The 18,984-nt window shown below is 67.8% G+C and carries 17 protein-coding genes; 6 read left to right on the top strand and 11 right to left on the bottom strand.

Features of this window, described 5'->3' with window-relative positions; all coding sequences use genetic code 11:
- Positions 1-59: 59 nt before the first annotated feature.
- Positions 60-911: a formyltetrahydrofolate deformylase gene (gene purU / locus SSKA14_RS00695; protein ID WP_008265630.1), complete on the bottom strand. Its 852-nt coding sequence runs from the start codon at positions 909-911 to the stop codon at positions 60-62.
- Between the two features lie 114 nt (positions 912-1,025).
- Here purU and SSKA14_RS00700 point away from each other — a divergent pair, with 114 nt between their 5' ends.
- A complete protein-coding gene (locus SSKA14_RS00700; RefSeq protein WP_008265707.1) occupies positions 1,026-1,937 on the top strand; it encodes a LysR family transcriptional regulator in 912 nt (303 codons plus the stop codon).
- A 3-nt stretch (positions 1,938-1,940) separates the two neighbouring features.
- On the opposite strand, the gene SSKA14_RS00705 is transcribed toward SSKA14_RS00700, so the two are convergent.
- The 3 genes from SSKA14_RS00705 to SSKA14_RS00715 all read right to left on the bottom strand — a co-directional run bounded on the left by SSKA14_RS00705 (position 1,941) and on the right by SSKA14_RS00715 (position 4,424).
- Positions 1,941-3,041 carry an NADH:flavin oxidoreductase/NADH oxidase gene (locus SSKA14_RS00705; protein WP_008265559.1) on the bottom strand — a complete coding sequence of 367 codons (1,101 nt, stop codon included), beginning with the start codon at positions 3,039-3,041 and terminating at the stop codon, positions 1,941-1,943.
- 118 nt (positions 3,042-3,159) lie between these two features.
- Positions 3,160-3,966: an NAD-dependent protein deacetylase gene (locus SSKA14_RS00710; RefSeq protein WP_008265239.1), complete on the bottom strand. Its 807-nt coding sequence runs from the start codon at positions 3,964-3,966 to the stop codon at positions 3,160-3,162.
- Positions 3,967-4,022: 56 nt separating this feature from the next.
- Positions 4,023-4,424 (bottom strand): acyl-CoA thioesterase, encoded by a 402-nt coding sequence (locus tag SSKA14_RS00715; protein WP_004153688.1) that lies wholly within the window; start codon positions 4,422-4,424, stop codon positions 4,023-4,025.
- A gap of 90 nt (positions 4,425-4,514) precedes the next feature.
- Between SSKA14_RS00715 and SSKA14_RS00720 the strand changes: the two genes are divergently transcribed.
- A complete protein-coding gene (locus tag SSKA14_RS00720) occupies positions 4,515-5,150 on the top strand; it encodes a LysE family translocator (protein WP_008268414.1) in 636 nt (211 codons plus the stop codon).
- Positions 5,151-5,307: 157 nt separating this feature from the next.
- Here SSKA14_RS00720 and SSKA14_RS00725 read toward each other — a convergent pair whose 3' ends face one another.
- Entirely contained in the window at positions 5,308-6,327 is a 1,020-nt protein-coding gene (locus tag SSKA14_RS00725; protein ID WP_008264781.1) for a ribonucleotide-diphosphate reductase subunit beta, read from the bottom strand.
- 118 nt (positions 6,328-6,445) lie between these two features.
- Positions 6,446-8,848: a ribonucleoside-diphosphate reductase subunit alpha gene (locus SSKA14_RS00730; protein WP_008265482.1), complete on the bottom strand. Its 2,403-nt coding sequence runs from the start codon at positions 8,846-8,848 to the stop codon at positions 6,446-6,448.
- Positions 8,849-9,377: 529 nt separating this feature from the next.
- On the opposite strand from SSKA14_RS00730, the gene SSKA14_RS00735 reads away from it, so the two are divergent.
- Positions 9,378-10,214: a DUF2884 family protein gene (locus SSKA14_RS00735; RefSeq protein ID WP_008266463.1), complete on the top strand. Its 837-nt coding sequence runs from the start codon at positions 9,378-9,380 to the stop codon at positions 10,212-10,214.
- A 58-nt stretch (positions 10,215-10,272) separates the two neighbouring features.
- Here SSKA14_RS00735 and zapE read toward each other — a convergent pair whose 3' ends face one another.
- Complete coding sequence (zapE, locus tag SSKA14_RS00740; protein ID WP_008267934.1) at positions 10,273-11,373, bottom strand: cell division protein ZapE; 1,101 nt, start codon at positions 11,371-11,373, stop codon at positions 10,273-10,275.
- Positions 11,370-12,041 carry a CocE/NonD family hydrolase gene (locus SSKA14_RS00745; RefSeq protein ID WP_008265156.1) on the bottom strand — a complete coding sequence of 224 codons (672 nt, stop codon included), beginning with the start codon at positions 12,039-12,041 and terminating at the stop codon, positions 11,370-11,372. The genes zapE and SSKA14_RS00745 overlap by 4 nt, the downstream gene beginning before the upstream one ends.
- Before the next feature lie 43 nt (positions 12,042-12,084).
- On the opposite strand from SSKA14_RS00745, the gene SSKA14_RS00750 reads away from it, so the two are divergent.
- Entirely contained in the window at positions 12,085-12,942 is an 858-nt protein-coding gene (locus tag SSKA14_RS00750; protein ID WP_008267440.1) for a membrane protein, read from the top strand.
- 111 nt (positions 12,943-13,053) lie between these two features.
- Here the strand turns inward: SSKA14_RS00750 and SSKA14_RS00755 are convergent, their stop codons facing one another.
- From SSKA14_RS00755 to SSKA14_RS00765, 3 genes are all read right to left on the bottom strand, one after another.
- Positions 13,054-14,499 carry an ExeM/NucH family extracellular endonuclease gene (locus SSKA14_RS00755; protein ID WP_008264715.1) on the bottom strand — a complete coding sequence of 482 codons (1,446 nt, stop codon included), beginning with the start codon at positions 14,497-14,499 and terminating at the stop codon, positions 13,054-13,056.
- A gap of 173 nt (positions 14,500-14,672) precedes the next feature.
- Positions 14,673-15,191, bottom strand: coding sequence for a c-type cytochrome (locus SSKA14_RS00760; protein ID WP_008265223.1), 519 nt, complete (start codon positions 15,189-15,191; stop codon positions 14,673-14,675).
- A 219-nt stretch (positions 15,192-15,410) separates the two neighbouring features.
- Positions 15,411-16,019 carry a TetR/AcrR family transcriptional regulator gene (locus tag SSKA14_RS00765; protein WP_008266880.1) on the bottom strand — a complete coding sequence of 203 codons (609 nt, stop codon included), beginning with the start codon at positions 16,017-16,019 and terminating at the stop codon, positions 15,411-15,413.
- Between the two features lie 160 nt (positions 16,020-16,179).
- Between SSKA14_RS00765 and SSKA14_RS00770 the strand changes: the two genes are divergently transcribed.
- Both SSKA14_RS00770 and SSKA14_RS00775 read left to right on the top strand, forming a co-directional pair.
- A complete protein-coding gene (locus SSKA14_RS00770; RefSeq protein ID WP_008268237.1) occupies positions 16,180-17,343 on the top strand; it encodes an isovaleryl-CoA dehydrogenase in 1,164 nt (387 codons plus the stop codon).
- 10 nt (positions 17,344-17,353) lie between these two features.
- Positions 17,354-18,964, top strand: coding sequence for a carboxyl transferase domain-containing protein (locus SSKA14_RS00775; protein WP_008266599.1), 1,611 nt, complete (start codon positions 17,354-17,356; stop codon positions 18,962-18,964).
- Positions 18,965-18,984: the final 20 nt, after the last annotated feature.

The following is an 18,984-nucleotide window of genomic DNA, read 5'->3' on the forward strand; positions in this document are numbered from 1 at the left end:
ACTACCGGATAGCACCCGAGGTAGCGCCGGGCCATGCCCGGTGGACGCGGGATGGTTGGTTACCGGAACACCACCGTGCGATGCCCGTTGAGCAGGATGCGGTGCTCGACATGCCGGCGCACGGCACGCGCCAGTACCAGCGATTCGGTATCACTGCCCAGCCGCACCAGCTCGCGCGGTGCCATGGCATGGTCCACGCGCGCGACGTCCTGTTCGATGATCGGGCCTTCGTCCAGATCCTCGGTGACGTAGTGCGCGGTGGCGCCGATGATCTTGACCCCGCGTGCGTGCGCCTGGTGATACGGCTGCGCACCCTTGAAGCTGGGCAGGAAGCTGTGGTGGATGTTGATCGCGCGGCCAGCCAGGGCGCGGCACAGCGTGGGCGAGAGAATCTGCATGTAGCGCGCCAGCACCACCAGGTCGATGCGCTCGCGCTCGACCAGATCGATGATCTGCTGTTCCTGCACTGCACGCGTGTCCGCGTTCACCGGCAGGTGATGGAACGGTACCTGGTAGGACGCGGCCAGCGGCGCGAAGTCGGCGTGGTTGGATGCCACCGCGGCGATATCCACTTTCAACTGCCCGCTGTGGGCGCGGAACAGCAGGTCGTTCAGGCAGTGCCCCTGCTTGCTGACCAGCACCAGCAGGCGCGCACGGCGACGGCCATCGTGCAGCTGCCAGTCCATGCCGTAGTCGGCGGCCAGCGCGGCCATCGCGGCATGCACGGTGTCCAGCGGCAGGCTGGCGTCGCGGTCGAAGTGCACGCGCAGGAAGAAGCGGCCGCTTTCCTCATCGCCGAACTGCTGGGCGTCGAGGATGTTGCAGCCGTGGTCGAACAACAGGCCGGACACGCGGTAGACGATGCCGGTACGGTCGGGGCAGGACAGGGTGAGGATGGAATCGGGGCGCATCGCCCGAGTGTAGGGCAGCGCCCGGCCCCGCGGATCGATGGTCACCGTTGCAACCGAACGGCTTGGTTCAGTCCCAAGCGATACTTGGGCTTCCGCATGGCAAGCTGGTCGGTCATGAACCTGTTGCAACTGATCCGCAGCTTCACCCGCACCGCAGAGACCGGCAGCATTGCCGCTGCGGCCCGCGCGCTTGGCATCAGCGCCACTGCCGTCGGCCAGAACATCAACCGGCTGGAGGCGCACCTGGGCGTACGGCTGCTGAACCGGAGCACGCGCCAGCTGGCACTCAGCGAGGCCGGCGCGCTTTACCTGGCGCAGGTACGCCATATCGAAGCCGACCTGGCGCGCGCGCAGGCGATGGTCACTGCCGGTGATATCGAACCGGCCGGGCCCCTGCGCATCGCCAGCAGCAGCGCGTTCGGCCGCCACGTGCTTGCGCCGTTGCTGCCCTCGCTGCAGCAACGCTACCCGCAGCTGCAGCTGGAGCTGCGCCTGAGTGACCGAGCCGTGCAGCATGGGCCGGAAGCGGTGGATGCCAGCATCCGCATCGGTGCGCAGCTGGAAGATGGCGTGGTCGCGCGGCAGCTGGCGCGCGTTCCGTTCGTGTTCTGCGCCTCGCCGGCCTACCTGAAGGCACACGGCACGCCGCAGCAACCCTCGGAACTGGGCAGTCATCGCGGGCTGCTGCACCGCTTCCCCACCGACGGCCGGCCACTGCGCTGGGGCCTGCTGCACGACGGCCAGCGCGTGGACGCGGCGCTGCCGCCGAGCATGGTCTGCGATGACATCGATGCGCTGGCCGAGCTGGCTGCCGCAGGCGCAGGCATCACCCGGCTGGCGGCGTTCGTGGCCGAGCCGTACCTGCGCGACGGCCGCCTGCAGGCCGTGTTCGGCGCCGACAGCGCGTGGCGGCCGGAACCAATGGAGGTCTATTTCTGCGTCAGCGACCGCCGCGACTTCACCGCCAAGATCCGCGCGCTGTTCGAGCACCTGCAGGCCGGCATGGCGCCGGCCTGGCGGGTGTGAACCTCAGCGTGCCTTGAATACGCCGCGCGCATCACGCGGTTCGCAGCGCAGGTACTGCGGCGCCGGTTCCACGCTGTCGCGCAGCGCGGCGGCGGCATGCCACGGCCAACGCGGGTCGTACAGGATGCCGCGTGCCAGCGCCACCGCGTCGGCGTGGCGATGGCGCAGGATCGATTCGGCCTGCTCTGGCTCGGTGATCATGCCTACCGCGATGACCGGCATGCGCACCTTGGCCTTGATTGCGGCTGCGAACGGCACCTGGTAACCCGGGCCGACGGTGATCTTCTGGCGCTCGTCGAGGCCGCCGCTGGAAACGTGCAGGAAGTTGCAGCCGCGCGCGTCCAGCACCTGCGCCAGCGCCTCGCTCTGCACCAGGTCCCAGCCGCCGTCGACCCAGTCGCTGGCGGAGAGGCGCACGCCCACGGCGACCTTGTCCGACACCGCCGCACGCACCGCATCGAAGACTTCCACCAGCAGCCGCAGGCGGTTCGGCAGCGAGCCGCCGTAGCCATCGGTGCGGCGGTTGCTCAGCGGCGACAGGAACTGGTGCAGCAGGTAGCCGTGTGCGGCGTGCAGTTCGATCAGCTCGAAGCCCAGTCGCTCGGCGCGCACCGCGCTGGCGGCGAAGGCGGCGATGACGTCGGCGATGCCGGCCTCGTCCAGTTCCTGCGGCGCCGGATCGGCGGCGTGGAACGGCAGCGGCGACGGCGCCACGGTGGCCCAGCCACGCGCATCGTCGGCCGGTAGCTGGCCACCACCGTCCCACGGACGCTTCACCGAGGCCTTGCGGCCGGCATGGCCCAGCTGGATGCCCAGCGGCATCGGCGACCAGCGGCGGACGCTGGTCAGCACCTGCGCCAGCGCCGCCTCGGTGCCGTCATCCCACAGGCCCAGGTCGGCCCAGCTGATGCGACCGCGCGGCTCGACCGCGGTGGCCTCCAGGATCAGCAGGCCGGCGCCGGACTGCGCCAGGTTACCCAGATGCATGGCGTGCCAGTCGCTGGCGCGGCCATCTTCGGCGGAGTACTGGCACATCGGCGCGATCACGATGCGGTTGGACAGGGTCAGGGGGCCGAACGAGATCGGCGAAAACAGCTGGGTCACGGGGATGCGTGGGGACAGGCGGATGGGGGGACGTATTGCACCGCCGCACGGCCTGCGAATCAACCGTCTGGATGGATCGCTGTTTCGCGGTGGGCGCGCAGCCGAGCGTGTGCCCGGCTCAGGGCGACGCCCACGCGGCCAGCGCCTCGGTGCAGTCGCGCTCGTCCTTGAACTGCAGCAGGTCGTCGGCGCGGGTGCGGCCACGGTTCAGCGCCGCCACCGGCAACCCCGCCCTGGCCGCAGCCTGCACGAAGCGGAAGCCGGAATAGACCATCAGCGACGAGCCCACCACCAGCACCGCATCGGCCTGCTGCAGGTGCTCGTGCACGGCGGCCACGCGCTCGCGCGGCACGTTTTCGCCGAAGAACACCACGTCCGGCTTCAGCAGGCCGCCACAGTGCGGACAATCGGGCACCACGAACGCGGAGAAATCCGTTTCCAGATCGGCGTCGCCATCGGGCGCGATGCCGGCCTCCAGCGCATCCCAGCCAGGGTTGGCCTCGCGCAGGCGCTGCTGGAACTCCTCGCGGGCGCTGCGGCGCTCGCAGCCCATGCAGCGCACCAGATCCAGCCGGCCGTGCAGGTCGATCACATTCTGGCTGCCGGCGCGCTGGTGCAGGCCATCCACGTTCTGGGTCAGCAGCACCTGCAGCTTGCCGCGGCTTTCCAGCGCGGCCAGTGCCTGGTGGGTGCCATTGGGCCGGGCCAGGCCGAAGCGCGGCCAGCCCAGCAGGCTGCGTGCCCAGTAGCGCTGGCGGGTGGCCGCCTCGCCCATGAAAGCCTGGTAGGTCACCGGCGGCGTGCGTTTCCACTGGCCGTCGCTATCGCGGTAATCGGGAATGCCCGAGGCCGTGCTGCAACCGGCGCCGGTCAGCACGAACAGGCGCTGGGCGCGGTCGATGAAGTCGGTCAGCGGCAGGGTCATGGCTGCCAGATGGGGGCGCGCATGCGCCCCCGCAAGCGCCGGTTCAGCCGGCGGGCTCAGGCAGCCGGCAGCGGCGGCACCGCGATCGGGTGGCCTTCCTCGTCCAGCGCGATCATCACGAAGTGACCGCGCGTGCACAGCTTGCGCTCGCCGCTGTGCAGGTCTTCGGCCACCAGTTCCACCTCGACCTTCATCGAGCTGCGGCCGACTTCGACGATGCGGCCGATGGTCTCCACCATCTGGCCAATGCGGATCGGCAGCTTGAAGTCGACCTGGTCGCTGCGCGCGGTCACCACGGTGCGGCGCGAGTAGCGGGCGGCGGCCAGGAAGGCGGCCTTGTCCATCCACGCCAGCGCCTGGCCACCGAACAGGGTGCCCAGGTGATTGGTATGGTTGGGGAAGACGATTTCGGCCATGCGCACTTCGGTGGGCGGCACGGTCTCGGGGATCGGGGTCATGGTGGTGCTTCGCTGTGGGGTGCCGCGATTTTAAGCCAGGCCCCGTGCAGGCGGCGCTACACTGCGCCACGCCCCCTGCCAGGACCGCCCATGCCCGCGACCTCCGACCTGCTGGCTTTCGCCCTCATCTCGCTGGGCATGGTGCTCACGCCCGGGCCGAACATGATCTACCTGGTCTCGCGCTCGATCTGCCAGGGCCGACACGCCGGCCTGATCTCGCTGGGCGGCGTGGCACTGGGCTTCGTGTTCTACATGCTGTGCGCGGCGCTGGGCATCACCGCCCTGCTGATGACCGTGCCGCTGGCCTATGACGCGCTGCGCATCGGTGGCGCGCTGTACCTGCTGTACCTGGCCTGGCAGGCGCTCAAGCCGGGCGGCCGCTCGCCGTTCGCGGTGCGCGACCTGCCACCGGACGGCCCACGCAGGCTGTTCGCGATGGGCTTTCTGACCAACCTGCTGAACCCGAAGATCGCGGTGATGTACCTGTCCCTGCTGCCGCAGTTCCTGCACCCGGAAGGCCACGGCAGCGTGCTGGTGCAGTCGCTGGTGCTGGGCTTCACCCAGATTGCGGTCAGCGTGAGCGTCAACGCGGTGATCGCGGTGATGGCCGGCAGTATCGCCGGCTTCCTGGCCGCGCGCCCGACCTGGCAGGCGGTACAGCGCTGGTTGATGGGCACGGTGCTGGCCGGACTGGCGGTGCGCATGGCGGTGGAAGGGCGGCGCTGATTGCAGGGCCGAGCTTGCTCGACTGAACCTCGCGAACAGCAGTCGAGCATGGCTCGACTCTACAAGAGCAGAGCAGTCGAGCAAGCTCGACTCTACAGAAACGAAAAACCCCGGCGTTGGCCGGGGTTTTCTGTTGCGACAGGCCTGACCGGTTCGATCAGAAGTTCATGTCGAAGGCGACTTCGCCCTGCACGCCGACCTGGTAGGCCGAGACGCGGCGTTCGAAGAAGTTGGTCAGCTCCTGCACGTCCTGCAGTTCCATGAACGGCAGCGGGTTACGCACGTTGTACTTCTTTTCCATGCCCAGCTTGGCGAAGTGCTGGTCGGCGCAGTGCTGCAGGTACTGGCGCATGTCACGGGTCGAAATGCCGGCCACGCCGCCGGACAGCACGTCCTCGGCGAACTGCACTTCGCATTCGATGGCTTCGGCCAGCATGTCGTAGACCTGCTGCTTCATTTCATCGTCGAACAGGTCCGGCTCTTCCTCGCGAACAACACGCACCGACTCGAACGCGAATTCCATGTGCGCGCTCTCGTCGCGGAACACCCAGTTGGTGCCCGAGGCCAGGCCCGGCAGCAGGCCGCGCGAACGGAAGTAGTACACGTAGGCGAAGGCGGCGAAGAAGAACAGGCCTTCGATGCACGCAGCGAAGCAGATCTGGTTGAGCAGGAACTGGCGGCGCTCGGCACGGGTCTCGATGCGCTTCAGGTCCTGGATCGAGTCGATCCACTTGAAGCAGAAGTCGGCCTTCTTCTTGATCGAGTCGATGTTCTCCACCGCGGCGAAGGCTTTGACGCGCTCTTCCGGGTCCGGCAGGTAGTTGTCGAGCAGGGTCAGGTAGAACTGTACGTGCAGCGCTTCTTCGTACAGCTGGCGCGACAGGTACATGCGCGCTTCCGGCGCATTGAGGTGCTGGTACAGGTTCAGCACCAGGTTGTTGGACACGATCGAGTCGCCGGTGGCGAAGAACGCGACCAGGCGGTGGATCAGGTGGCGCTCACCCGGCGACATCTTGCTGTGCAGGTCGGTGATGTCGATCTGGAAGTTGATCTCTTCCACCGTCCAGGTGTTCTTGATCGCGTTCCGGTACATGTCATAGAACTGCGGGTAGCGCATCGGGCGCAGGGTCAGTTCAAAACCGGGATCGAGCAGCATCTGCTTGGGCTTGTCGGCCATGGGTGTTTCCTTGAATTCCTGGGTGAGCCGCCGGGCATGGCCCGGCGCTACCGTGGGTGATGATCGTTGGCCGGGGGTGCCGGCCAGCGGCCGGCACTACCGCGCGGCGGTGCCGCTCTTACTGGCAGGCCTCGCAGGCTTCCGGGTTTTCCAGCGAGCAGGCGATGGCTTCGTCCGGGCTGAACACCTTGGCCGGGGCTGCGGTGCTGACCGTGGTCTTGGCGATCTTGGTGGCCGGGCGCGAACGCAGGTAGTAGGTGGTCTTGATGCCCTGCTTCCAGGCGTACATGTACATGGAGGACATCGCGCCGATGTTCGGGCTTTCCATGAACAGGTTGAGCGAGGCCGACTGGTCGATGAAGGCGCCACGCTCGGCGGCCATGTCGATCAGCGAACGCATCGGCAACTCCCACGCGGTGCGGTAGACCTCGCGCAGCGTTTCCGGAATCTGCGCCACGCCGGCGATGGAGCCTTCGGCCAGCTTGATGGCGTCGCGCATGTCGGCGGTCCACAGGCCCAGCTTCTTCAGCTCGTTCACCAGGTAGCGGTTGACCTGCAGGAAGTCACCGGACAGGGTCTCGCGCTTGAACAGGTTGGACACCTGCGGCTCGACGCACTCGTAGCAGCCGGCGATCGAGGCGATGGTCGCGGTCGGTGCGATCGCGATCATCAGCGAGTTGCGCAGGCCGTGTTCCTTGATGCGCTCACGCAGGGCATCCCAGCGTGCGGTGTCTTCCGGCACCACGTTCCAGGCGTCGAACTGCAGTTCGCCGCTGGCGGCACGGGTGTCGTTGAACGACGGGTGCTTGCCACGTTCCTGGGCCAGCTCGCAGGAGGTTTCCAGCGCGTGGAAGTAGATCGCTTCGGCGATCTTCTTCGACAGGGCGCGGGCTTCGGCGCTGTCGAACGGCAGGCGCTTGCGGAAGAACACGTCCTGCAGGCCCATGCAGCCCAGGCCGACCGGACGCCAGCGCAGGTTGGCGCGGCGGGCGGTTTCGATCGGGTAGAAGTTCAGGTCGATGACGCGGTCGAGCTGGCGCACGGCCAGGCGCACGGTCTCGGCCAGCTTCTCGAAGTCGAACTCGTTGTGCTCGTCGAAGTGGTTGCCCAGGTTGATCGAACCCAGGTTGCACACGGCGGTTTCATCGTTGGAAGTGACTTCCAGGATTTCGGTGCACAGGTTGGACAGGTGGATCACGTTGCCCGGACGCAGGGTCTGGTTGCTGGCGCGGTTGCACTTGTCCTTGAAGGTCATCCAGCCGTTGCCGGTCTCGGCCAGCGTACGCATCATGCGGGCGTACAGCTTGCGCGCGGAGATGGTGCGGTTGGCCTTGCCCTGCGCTTCCGCCTGCAGGTAGGCGGCTTCGAAGGCTTCGCCGAACAGGTCGGTGAACTCCGGCACCACGCGCGGATCGAACAGCGACCATTCCTGGTCGGCCTCGACGCGCTTCATGAACAGGTCCGGCACCCAGTTGGCCAGGTTCAGGTTGTGCGCACGGCGGGCTTCGTCACCGGTGTTGTCACGCAGCTCGAGGAAGTCCTCGACGTCGGCGTGCCAGGTTTCCAGGTACACGCAGGCCGCGCCCTTGCGCTTGCCGCCCTGGTTCACCGCGGCCACCGACGAATCCATGGTCTTCAGCCACGGCACGATGCCATTGGAGTGGCCGTTGGTCGACTTGATCAGCGAACCACGCGAACGCACGCGGGTGTAGCTGACGCCGATGCCGCCGGAGAACTTCGACAGCTGGGCGATGTCGCCATACTTGGAATAGATCGACTCCAGCGAGTCCTGCGGCGAGTCCAGCAGGAAGCACGAGGACAGCTGCTCGTGGGTGGTGCCGGAGTTGAACAGGGTCGGGCTGGACGGCAGGTAGTCCAGGTTGCCCATGCGCTTGTACAGCGCCAGGGTCTCGGACACGTCCTCGCTCAGCGCGCTGGCGATGCGCAGGAAGAACTGCTGCGGGGTCTCGATCACCTTGCGGGTGTGCGGGTGGCGCAGCAGGTAGCGGTCGTACAGGGTGCGCAGGCCGAAGTAATCGAAGTTCAGGTCCAGCGCACCATCGATGGCGTCGTTGAGCTTGCGTGCATTGGTCTGCACGAAGTTCAGCAGGCGGTCGTTGATCAGGCCGACTTCATGGCCTCGGCTGACCGACTGCGAGAAGGCGTAGATTTCCTGGCCCGAGACTTCCTTGGCGATGTAGTTGGCCAGCAGGCGCGCCGCCAGGCGGCCGTACTCGGGCTCTTCACCGATCAGCAGGGCGGCGGTGCGGATGGACAGTTCGTCCAGCTCGCGGGTGGTGGCGCCGTTGTACAGGCCGGAAATGGTGCGGGTGGCCACGCGCATCGGATCGACGGCGTGCAGGCCTTCGGAGGAACGCTGCACCGCGCGCACGATCTTGTTCAGATCCACCAGTTCGGTGGTCCCATTGCGCTTGGTCACACTCATCGCGTTGGCCGTCGGCGGCGACGTCAACAGGAATTCGCTTTCCTTCTCGATGGTGGCGCTGGATTCGGTGCTCACGGCGTGTGTCCTCTTGGCGTGATTGGGGGTGCTCGATGCATCGGGTGACGCAGCCCGGGACATGACAGCCCAGGATGGCAGGACGGCGTCGCAGGGGATGAGACCCTGCGCCTGCCACTGCCGTTGACGATCGCGGATGGGTGCTGCTGCCACCCCCTGGAATTGGGGTTGCTGCGACCGACGGCCACAAGATAGTGGGGGTAATGGGGGCCGTCAACGCCAAATGTAGTGAAATTCGGCAATCCCTTGCGCCGCAAGGATCGTGCCATCAACGCCTCATCGGGACGCTTCAGACCTGCCGGATCGGGCTGCGCAGTCAAGCCCGAAACACGTCATCGCGGTGGTACAACGCCGCGCGGAAACGGAACAATGACAGCTTCACATGACAGTGATGAAGCTGGCTAGGGACAACCCTGTGGATAGGTGGTGGGCAGCCGGTGGGAATGCGGTGGACGGGTGACTTCCGGCCGGTGACGCCCGCGCGCTGGCAGCGGATGCTGGCCGCTCGCTTCCGGAAAAGGACGGTCCGATGCACCTGCGCCTGAACGCCCTGGCCCTGCTGGCCGCGCTGTTCATTCCCCCGGCGCTGGCCGCCGAGGGGCCGGACCTGCGTTCAGACCAGTGCGGCATCCATACCGACTACGACGTGCTGGTGGACAGCGGCGGCATCTGGCTGCGGCATGGCCCGCAGGCCCCGCATGAGGTGGTGTTCCACGACGGCGAACTGAGCCTGGACGGCACGATGGTGACGGTCAGCGCCGCCGACGCGGCGCGGCTGCGGCAGATGGAGGCTGGCGCCCGCCAGCTGATGCCGGCGGCGACCGTACTGGCCCACGAGGTCTCCGGGGTCACCTTCGATGCGCTGGACGCCGCCTTCGAGGCCATCACCGGCAAGTCCCGCAACCGCCAGATGCGCGCGATGCGCGAGGAGACGCAGCGCTGGATCGACGCCAGCCTGGGCCGTGGCTATTGGGAACAGGACACCTTCGGCGACGGCTTCGACGCACACATCGACCAGATGGCCGAAACCATGGTCGCGTCGATGACCCGCAGCGTGTTGTGGCAGGTGTTCACCGGCCGCGCCGGCGCCATGGAGCGCCGTGCCGACCGCCTGGACGCGGAAGTCGACCGCCGCATGGAAGCGCGCAGCCAGCAGCTGGAGGCCAAGGCGATGGCGCTGTGCCCGCTGGTGCAGTCGCTGGCAGCGGCCCACGACGCGCTGGAGGTGCGCTACCAGGGCCAGCCACTGCGGCTGCTGGAGCGCGGCGAAAGCATACGGGTGGAACATGGCAACGGCTCTGGCCTGCATGTATCGGCCGGGCCGGATGAGCGGCCGCGCGACAACGCCGTGGCGCCGACCCGGTAGACGCCTGCCGTGGTAGTGCCGGCGGCTGGCCGGCAATGCATTCACCCGGAAACCACCCTCACGCCCGGTGCGGGGTGCCCAGGTATTCGGCGCTCTGCATTTCGATCAGGCGCGAGGCGGTGCGCTCGAACGCGCCCTGCAGGCGGGTGCCGGTATACAGCTCGATCGGCGAGGTGCTGGCAGTGCAGACCAGGTTGACGTGGCGGTCGTACAGCTCGTCGATCAGGTTGACGAAGCGGCGCGCCGCATCTTCGTTCAGGCGATCGAAGGCGGGAATGCCACCCAGCAGCACGGTGTTGAACTCGTGCGCGATCTCGATGTAGTCCGACGGTCCGCGCGGGCCTTCGCAGAGTGCAGCGAAATCGAACCAGGCGATGCTCTTGCCGCGGCCACGCACCGGGATCTTGCGGCCCTCGATCTCGATGTTGCCGGGCTTGGCCGGCTGCCCACCGCTCAACTCGTTCCAGCGCGTGGCCAGCCAGTCATCGCTGTCGGCCGCCAGCGGCGCGCGGTACACCGGCGAACGGGTCAGCGCGCGCATGCGGTAATCCTCGGTGCCTTCGGCGTACAGCTCCACGCAGAAGCGCTGCAGCAGGCCGATGGCCGGCAGGAAGCTCTCGCGCTGCAGGCCGTTGAGGTACAGGTTCTCCACCGCCGTGTTGGAGGTGGTGACCAGGGTCACGCCCTCGGCAAACAGGCGTTCCAGCAACCGCGCCAGCAGCATGGCATCGCCGATGTCGGTGACGAAGAACTCGTCCAGCACCAACACGCGCAGGTTGCTGCGCCATTCCTGGGCGATCTTCGCCAGCGGATCGCTCTGGCCCTGGTGCTCGCGCAGGCGCTCGTGGACGCTGCGCATGAAGCGGTGGAAGTGGGTGCGGTACTTCTGCTTGATCGGCAGCCCGTCGTAGAACAGGTCGACCAGGAAGGTCTTGCCGCGTCCGACACCGCCCCAGAAGTACAGGCCCTTGACCGGCTCGGGCTTCTTCCAGAACGAGGACAGCCGGTCCAGCCAGCCGTCTTCGGCGCTGTCGACCAGGCCCAGGTGGATGCGGTCCAGCTCGGCCAGCGCGGCGTGCTGGGCCGGGTCGTTCTGCCAGTCACCACGGGCGACCCCTTCGGCGTACCGCTGCGACGGGGTCAGCTCGGTTGCGCTCATGCCGCCGCGCCCAGCCAGTGCTTGACGCCGTGGGTCAGCGCGCCGCGCAGGTCGATCAGCTTGCGGTGGAAGAAATGGCTGGTCTCGGGCATGCGCACCAGTTCGTGCGGGAGATCCAGCGACGCCAGCCACTGGTAGACCGCCTGCGGGTCGACGATCTCGTCCTGCTCACCCTGGATCACCAGCCAGCGCGCCGGCGGTGCCACGCCATCGAAGTCCCAGCGACCGGCCGGCGGCGCGATCGAGATCAGCGCTTCGGGCTGCAGCTCGGCGGTCGCCTTCAGCGACACGAACGCGCCGAAGCTGAAACCGGCCAGCCACAGGCGATCATCGGGACGCTGGCTGCGCACCCAGGCGGCGACGGCCTTCAGATCGTCCTGCTCGCCCACGCCGCCATCGAAGGTGCCAGCCGACGCGCCGACGCTGCGGAAGTTGAAGCGCACGGTGGTGATGCCCAGCTCGCGCAGGGTGTTGGCGGTCATGGTGACCACCTTGTTGTGCAGCGTGCCACCTTCGGTGGACAGCGGATGGCAGACGATGGCCACGATCGGCTGCACCGGCACATCGGCCTTGGGCAGGTCGACGACCACTTCCAGCGGGCCGGCCGGGCCGTCCAGTTCAAGGCAGGCGGTTTCGCCGGGGGCGACGGGGAACGAGGGCTTGTGCATGGCACCATGATACCGTCCCCCGCCCCTGCCCTGTGCCCGACCCATGCTCTACCTGTCCCTGGCCGTGATCTGCAGTGTGCTGGTTTCGGTGTTGTTGAAGCTGGCCAACCGCCGCGCGCTGGATGTTGCGCAGATGGTCACCTGGAACTATCTGGTGGCGGCAACGCTCACGGCCGTGGTGCTGCGGCCGCCGCTGGATGCACTGCGCGCGCCGCACGCGCCGTGGCTTTCGCTGCTGGCGCTGGCGGTGGTGCTGCCGTCGATCTTCCTGGTGCTGGGCCGCGCAGTGGCGGTGGCCGGCATCGTCCGCAGCGACGTGGCGCAACGGCTGTCGTTGCTGCTGTCATTGGCTGCTGCATTCCTGTTCTTCGGCCAGACCGCCACGCCGTGGAAGCTGGCCGGCCTCGGCCTGGGCCTGCTGGCGATGGTGGCGATCAGCCTGCGCCCGCGCGGCCCGGCGGTAGCGTTCTCGCCCGGCGGCTGGGGCTGGCTGCTGGGGGTGTGGGCCGGGTTCGCGGTGGTGGACCTGCTGCTCAAGCAGGTCGCGTTGTCCGGTACGCCGTCAATGGCGGCAGTGCTGGCCAGCTTCAGCGTGGCCTTCGTGCTGATGCTGGCGCTGCAGCTGTGGCGGCATGTCAGTGGCCGCAGCCGGCTGGCCTGGCGCAACCTCGGTGCGGGCGCGCTGCTGGGCCTGCTCAACGGCGGCAACATCCTGTTCTATGTGCATGCCCACCAGGCGATGCCGCAGAGCCCGGCCACCGTGTTCGCCGGCATGAACATCGGCGTTGTGGTGCTGGGTGCGCTGGTGGGTGTGTTCGCCTTCGGCGAGGCCACCACGAAATGGAACCGCGCCGGGCTGGCGCTGGCGGTGCTGGCGATCGGGTTGATTGCCTGGGGCTGAGCCCGGGCGGCCTTGCCTTCGGTAGAGTCGAGCCATGCTCGACTGTCCTTGGAGAAGCAGTCGAGCATGGCTCGACTCTACAGAAAGCCGCCGGGCGTGCCCCGGCGAACCTTATTTATCGAAACCCAGCAGCAGCGGGTCGTGGTCGGAGCTGCGCCACGGGCCCTGCACATTGCGGCCCTGGTAGCCGCTGGCGTCCTGCTCGTCGGCGTTGCTGTGCCATTCGGCGGCGCCGCGCAGGCGCTTGGCCATGCCCGGGTTCAACAGCGCGTGGTCGAGACGGCCGGTGTAGCCGTTGTAGACGTAGCTGTAGGGATGCTCGACCTTGGCAACCTTGAACGCGTCCTGCCAGCCCAGGTCATGCAGGGTGCGGATCGGGTCTTCCATGGCGTAGGCATTGAAATCGCCCAGCAGCACCGCGTCCTTGGCACCGGTGCCGGTCGGGTCGGTCTGCAGCCAGGCGTGCAGCTGCTGCGCCGAGGTCACTCGGGTAGCGTTCCAGCACCCCTGGTTGTCATTCTGGTCGGCGTCGGCGCCGGCGGCATCACGGCACCCCTTGGACTTGAAGTGGTTGGCCACCACAACGAACGGCGCGCCGCGCTTGCCCTGGAAGGCCTGCGCCAGCGGCACGCGGCTGTGCTCGACGAACGGGCCGCCGGTCAGCGTGGCCGGCTTTCCGACCGGCTGCAGCCGCGTGCTGCGGTAGATGATGCCGACCCGGATCGGGTTGTCGCCGGGGCCGTTGCCGGCATCGACGAAACGCCAGTCGCCCTGCGCTCCGCGGTCGCGGTTGAGCGCATCGACCAGTTCGGCGATGGCCGACTGCGGTCCATAGCCGTCGTTCTCCAGCTCCATCAACGCGGCAACATCGGCACCGAGCGCGTTGACCGTGGTCACCAGCTTGGTCACCTGCGCCTTGTGCTCGTCCAGCGTGCGCGCACCGCGCAGGGTCGGGAAGCCGCCGCCCTGGCCGTCACCGTTGAAGAAATTCTCCAGGTTGAAGGCGGCCACGTGCAGGCTGCCCGGCACCGTCGGCACCGCCGGGCGCTTCAGTTCCGGCAGCTTCAGCACACCGTCGACCTGCAGGCTGGGTCGACCCTGCGCATCCACCCGCACGATGCCTTCGACGTTGCGCAGCTGCATGCCGGTACGCAGCACCGGGTTGCCGGGCAGGTACGCCACACTGGCCGGGTCGCGGGCGTCGCTGCCATCGTCCAGCAGCAGGCGGCGACGCTGGTTGTCGGCCATCACCTGCTCGTAGCCGGCGGTACCCGGCGCGGCCACTTCGGTGGGCTGCCAGAGCCGTCCGTCGAAGGCCACGGTGAGCTGGCCGAAACGTTCCAGGCCATCGGTGCCGGCCAGGGTCAGCGGTGCGGCGATGCGCACCCGCTGGCCGTCCAACGCACGCCAGTCGGCCGGGGCGGCGGTCAGGACCACAGTCGCGTTGTTGCGCGCGGCAGGCGCCGCCGGGGCCGGTGCGGCCTGCGGCTGGGCCTGGGCGAAGGCGCTGGTCGGCAGCAGCAGGGACAAGGCAAGGGCAAGGGAACGGCGGCGCATCGACGGACGATTCCAGGGAAGAGGCCGCACAGACTAACCCTGAAATGCGAAACCCCGCTTGCAGGCGGGGTTTCGACCTCGGTGGGCAAAGCCAGGGGAGTGCTGGCCGCTGGCCGGCAACCCCATGACCTTCGTGCGATGCGCGGTTGCCGGCCAGCGGCCGGCACTACCGGTTATTTCAGGTTGCCCAGCATCCAGTCCACGGTGGCGTGGATCTGTTCCTCGGTCAGCGCCGGGTTGCCGCCCTTCGGCGGCATGATGCCGCCGTCCGGGCCGGTGTAGCCCTCGATGGCGTGCTTGTAGAGGGTGTCCTTGCCCTGCGCCAGGCGCTTGTCCCAGTGCGCGTGGTCCAGCGTCGGTGCCATGCCCACGCCGGTGGTGTGGCAGGCGGTGCACAGGTTGTCGAAGATGACCTTGCCATCCTTGGTGCCGCCGTAGGCCACCTGCGAGGCGGCCTTGGCCAGCGCGGCGGCCTTGGCCGCCGCCTGCGCGGCGGCGCCGGTGCTGCCGGCATACACCGCGCCGGTGGGCGAGATGCGCTGTTCGGTGCGTTTGGCCGCGCTCGGCGACACCTCGGGCGGAATCCGGGTGTGGATATAGGCAGCAAGGAGGATGAGGCCGAGGGTGATGGTCGCCAGCAGCGCGATCACCATGGAGAAGCGTTTCAGGAACTCCAGATCGTAATTCCGCACTCTTCGTTACCCCTGGCTGATAGTCGTTGGACCACGGCTGAGCGACTGCGTGATGAACCGAGTATAGAACGCGCTTCGTGTGCGACAACAGGCTTCAGGGCTGGTGCGGCGCAGCATGCCCACCCGGTCGTGCCGGCCGCTGGCCGGCGTCGCCATCCCGCCGGATGGATCGTACAGAATGCGGCCAGCGGCCAGCGGCCAGCGGCCGGCTCTACCGGATTACCGGGCGCCGATCGCGCGCAGGCAGAAGCTGCAGATCGCATCCACCAGTGCGTCCTCGTCGCGGTGCGCTTCGCGGCTGGGTGCGGTCGGGCCGACCATCGCCTCGGTGAAGGCGCCGACCAGGCAGGCGGCGGCCACGTGCGCGTCCTGCACCGGCAGCTCACCGGCTGCCACGCCCTCTTCCACCAGGCGCAGGAACACGTCACCAAAGGCGCGGCGGCCGCGCATGCGCTCGGCTTCCACGTCCGGGTCCACCGGCTCGACGATGAAGGCATGGGCCAGCCCCGGCCCGGCCAGGGCGCGGCGGACGAAGGCGGTGATCGCCAGCCGCAGCCGCTCGCTGGCCACCTCCGGGCCGCTGGCGATGCGCTCCATGATCGCCACCTCGTGGGCCACGGCGGCGTTGAGCACCTCCACGAACAGGTCGGCCTTGGACGGGAAGTGCCGGTAGATCAACCCGGTGGACACCCCCGCCTGGGTCGCCACGGCGGTTACCGGGGCGTTGCGCCAGCCGCCGGCCGCAACCAGCTCACGGGTGGCCAGCAGGATCCGTTCCCGGGCCCCGGCCAGCCGTTCTTCCATCAGTGCAGAGCGTTTGTAGGCCATGTTTTGATTCTAGTTTCAATTTTTGAATTTGTGTTCACTTCTTTCCCGAACCCCGCTACGCTGGGGTCCATCGCCCGTGCGGGTGACGGCCCTGCCGGCCGCCGCCCGCTCCCCCGCCGGGTGCGTCCATTCCCTGTAGTCCCGCCGTGGAGCCACCGCAATGCACGTGCCATCCCTGAACTTCGATCTTGGCGAAGATATCGACCTGCTGCGCCAGAGCGTGGCCCATTTTGCCGCCGCCGAGGTCGCGCCGCTGGCCGCCGAGGCCGATGCGACCAACCAGTTCCCGCTGGCGCTGTGGCCGAAACTGGGCGAACAGGGCCTGCTCGGCCTTACCGTGGAAGAAGCATACGGTGGTACCGGCATGGGCTACCTGGCCCACGTGGTGGCGATGGAAGAAATCTCGCGTGCCTCCGGCGGCATCGGCCTGTCCTATGGCGCGCATTCCAACCTGTGCGTGAACCAGCTGCGCAAGAACGGCAACGAGGAACAGAAGCAGCGCTTCCTGCCCGACCTGTGCAGCGGCGCCAAGGTCGGCGCGCTGGCGATGAGCGAACCGGGCGCCGGTTCGGACGTGGTGTCGATGAAGCTGCGCGCGGACAAGCGTGGCGACCGCTACGTGCTCAACGGCAACAAGATGTGGATCACCAACGGCCCGGATGCCGATGTGCTGGTGGTCTATGCAAAGACCGACATGGAGGCCGGCGCCAAGGGCATCACCGCGTTCCTGGTCGAGAAGGGCATGAAGGGCTTCTCCACCGCGCAGAAGCTGGACAAGCTGGGCATGCGCTCCTCGCCCACCTGCGAGCTGGTGTTCCAGGATTGCGAAGTGCCCGAAGAGAACGTGCTGGGCCAGGTCGGTGGCGGCGTGCGCGTGCTGATGTCCGGCCTGGACTACGAGCGCGTGGTGCTTTCCGGTGGCCCGCTGGGCCTGATGGCAGCGGCCATGGACGTGGTGATGCCGTACGTGCACGAGCGCCACCAGTTCGGCGAGGCGATCGGCAGCTTCCAGCTGATCCAGGCCAAGATCGCCGACATGTACGTGGGCCTGGGCGCCTGCCGCGCCTATGTCTATGCCGTGGCGCGCGCCTGCGACCAGGGCCGCACCACCCGCCAGGACGCCGCCGGTGCGATCCTGTATGCCGCCGAGAAGGCCACCTGGCTGACCGGCCAGGCGATCCAGATCCTGGGCGGCAACGGCTACATCAACGAATACCCGACCGGCCGTTTGTGGCGCGACGCCAAGCTGTATGAAATCGGCGCCGGCACTTCGGAAATCCGCCGCATGCTGATCGGCCGCGAACTGTTCCAGCGCACCCTGTAAGGCTACCGCGATGACCGTCCTGAACAGCCAGCTGCAACCGGGCAGCGAAACGTTTGAAGCCAACCGCACGGCCATGCAGGCCGTGGTCGATGACCTGCATGCCACCCTCGCCCGCACCGCGCTGGGTGGCAACGAGGCCGCGCGTGCCAAGCACACCGCCCGCGGCAAGCTGCTGGTGCGCGACCGCATCGACGCCCTGCTCGACCCCGGCAGCGCCTTCCTGGAAATCGCGCCGCTGGCCGCGCACGGCATGTATGAAGATGCCGTGCCCGCGGCGGGCGTGGTGGCCGGCATCGGTCGGGTCAGCGGCGTGGAATGCGTGATCGTGGCCAACGATGCCACGGTCAAGGGCGGCACCTACTACCCGATGACGGTGAAGAAGCACCTGCGCGCGCAGGAGATCGCCGAGCAGAACCACCTGCCGTGCATCTATCTGGTCGATTCCGGCGGCGCTTTCCTGCCGCTGCAGGACGAGGTGTTCCCCGACCGCGACCATTTCGGCCGCATCTTCTACAACCAGGCCAACCTGTCGGCGCAGGGCATCCCGCAGATCGCCTGCGTGATGGGCAGCTGCACCGCCGGTGGCGCCTATGTGCCGGCGATGAGCGACGAGACGGTGATCGTGCGCGAACAGGGCACGATCTTCTTGGGCGGCCCGCCGCTGGTGAAGGCGGCCACTGGCGAAGTGGTGACGGCGGAGGAACTGGGCGGTGCCGATGTGCACACGCGCATTTCCGGCGTGGCCGACCACATGGCCGACAACGATCTGCAGGCGCTGGCACGGGTGCGCGCGATCATCGCGCAGTTGAACTGGCGCAAGCCGGAACCGGCGATGGCGGTGCAGGCCCCGGAAGAACCGCTGCTGCCGGCGCACGAGCTGTACGGCATCATTCCCGCCGACACGCGCAAGCCTTACGACGTGCGCGAAGTGATCGCGCGGCTGGTCGATGGCTCGCGCTTCGACGAGTTCAAGCCGCGCTACGGTGCAACCCTGGTCACCGGCTTCGCGCATCTGAACGGCTATCCGATCGGCATCATCGCCAACAACGGCATCCTGTTCTCCGAATCCGCACTGAAGGGCGCGCACTTCATCGAACTGTGCACCCAGCGCAACATCCCGCTGGTGTTCCTGCAGAACATCACCGGCTTCATGGTCGGCCGCAAGTACGAACAGGGCGGCATCGCCAAGGACGGCGCCAAGCTGGTGATGGCGGTGGCCTGCGCCAAGGTGCCCAAGTTCACCGTGGTCATCGGTGGTTCGTTCGGCGCCGGCAACTACGGCATGTGCGGCCGCGCGTATTCGCCCAACTTCCTGTGGATGTGGCCGAACGCGCGCATCGGCGTGATGGGCGGCGAACAGGCCGCCAGCGTGCTGGCCACGGTCAAGCGTGATGGCATCGAAGCCAAGGGCGGGCAGTGGCCGGCGGCGGAAGAAGACGCCTTCAAGGCGCCGATCCGCGAGCAGTTCGAGCAGCAGGGTCACCCCTATTACGCCAGCGCGCGGCTGTGGGACGACGGCGTTATCGATCCGACCGACACCCGCAGGGTGCTCGCTCTGGCGCTGTCGGCCAGCCTCAACGCCGCCCCTCAGCAGACGCGCTTCGGCGTGTTCCGCATGTAACCCGTGCCATGACAGAGTCT

The sequence above is a fragment of the Stenotrophomonas sp. SKA14 genome (assembly GCF_000158575.1).
GTDB classification, from domain to species: domain Bacteria; phylum Pseudomonadota; class Gammaproteobacteria; order Xanthomonadales; family Xanthomonadaceae; genus Stenotrophomonas; species Stenotrophomonas forensis.

Coding starts and splice junctions, on each gene's coding strand:
- SSKA14_RS00745 (WP_008265156.1), bottom strand. CDS start 12,041: ATGCACAAGCCCTCGTTCCCCGTCGCCCCCGGCGAAACCGCCTGCCTT.
- SSKA14_RS00755 (WP_008264715.1), bottom strand. CDS start 14,499: ATGCGCCGCCGTTCCCTTGCCCTTGCCTTGTCCCTGCTGCTGCCGACC.
- SSKA14_RS00735 (WP_008266463.1), top strand. CDS start 9,378: ATGCACCTGCGCCTGAACGCCCTGGCCCTGCTGGCCGCGCTGTTCATT.
- purU (WP_008265630.1), bottom strand. CDS start 911: ATGCGCCCCGATTCCATCCTCACCCTGTCCTGCCCCGACCGTACCGGC.
- SSKA14_RS00725 (WP_008264781.1), bottom strand. CDS start 6,327: ATGGCCGACAAGCCCAAGCAGATGCTGCTCGATCCCGGTTTTGAACTG.
- SSKA14_RS00765 (WP_008266880.1), bottom strand. CDS start 16,019: ATGGCCTACAAACGCTCTGCACTGATGGAAGAACGGCTGGCCGGGGCC.
- SSKA14_RS00775 (WP_008266599.1), top strand. CDS start 17,354: ATGACCGTCCTGAACAGCCAGCTGCAACCGGGCAGCGAAACGTTTGAA.
- SSKA14_RS00770 (WP_008268237.1), top strand. CDS start 16,180: ATGCACGTGCCATCCCTGAACTTCGATCTTGGCGAAGATATCGACCTG.
- SSKA14_RS00715 (WP_004153688.1), bottom strand. CDS start 4,424: ATGACCCCGATCCCCGAGACCGTGCCGCCCACCGAAGTGCGCATGGCC.
- SSKA14_RS00720 (WP_008268414.1), top strand. CDS start 4,515: ATGCCCGCGACCTCCGACCTGCTGGCTTTCGCCCTCATCTCGCTGGGC.
- SSKA14_RS00710 (WP_008265239.1), bottom strand. CDS start 3,966: ATGACCCTGCCGCTGACCGACTTCATCGACCGCGCCCAGCGCCTGTTC.
- zapE (WP_008267934.1), bottom strand. CDS start 11,373: ATGAGCGCAACCGAGCTGACCCCGTCGCAGCGGTACGCCGAAGGGGTC.
- SSKA14_RS00750 (WP_008267440.1), top strand. CDS start 12,085: ATGCTCTACCTGTCCCTGGCCGTGATCTGCAGTGTGCTGGTTTCGGTG.
- SSKA14_RS00700 (WP_008265707.1), top strand. CDS start 1,026: ATGAACCTGTTGCAACTGATCCGCAGCTTCACCCGCACCGCAGAGACC.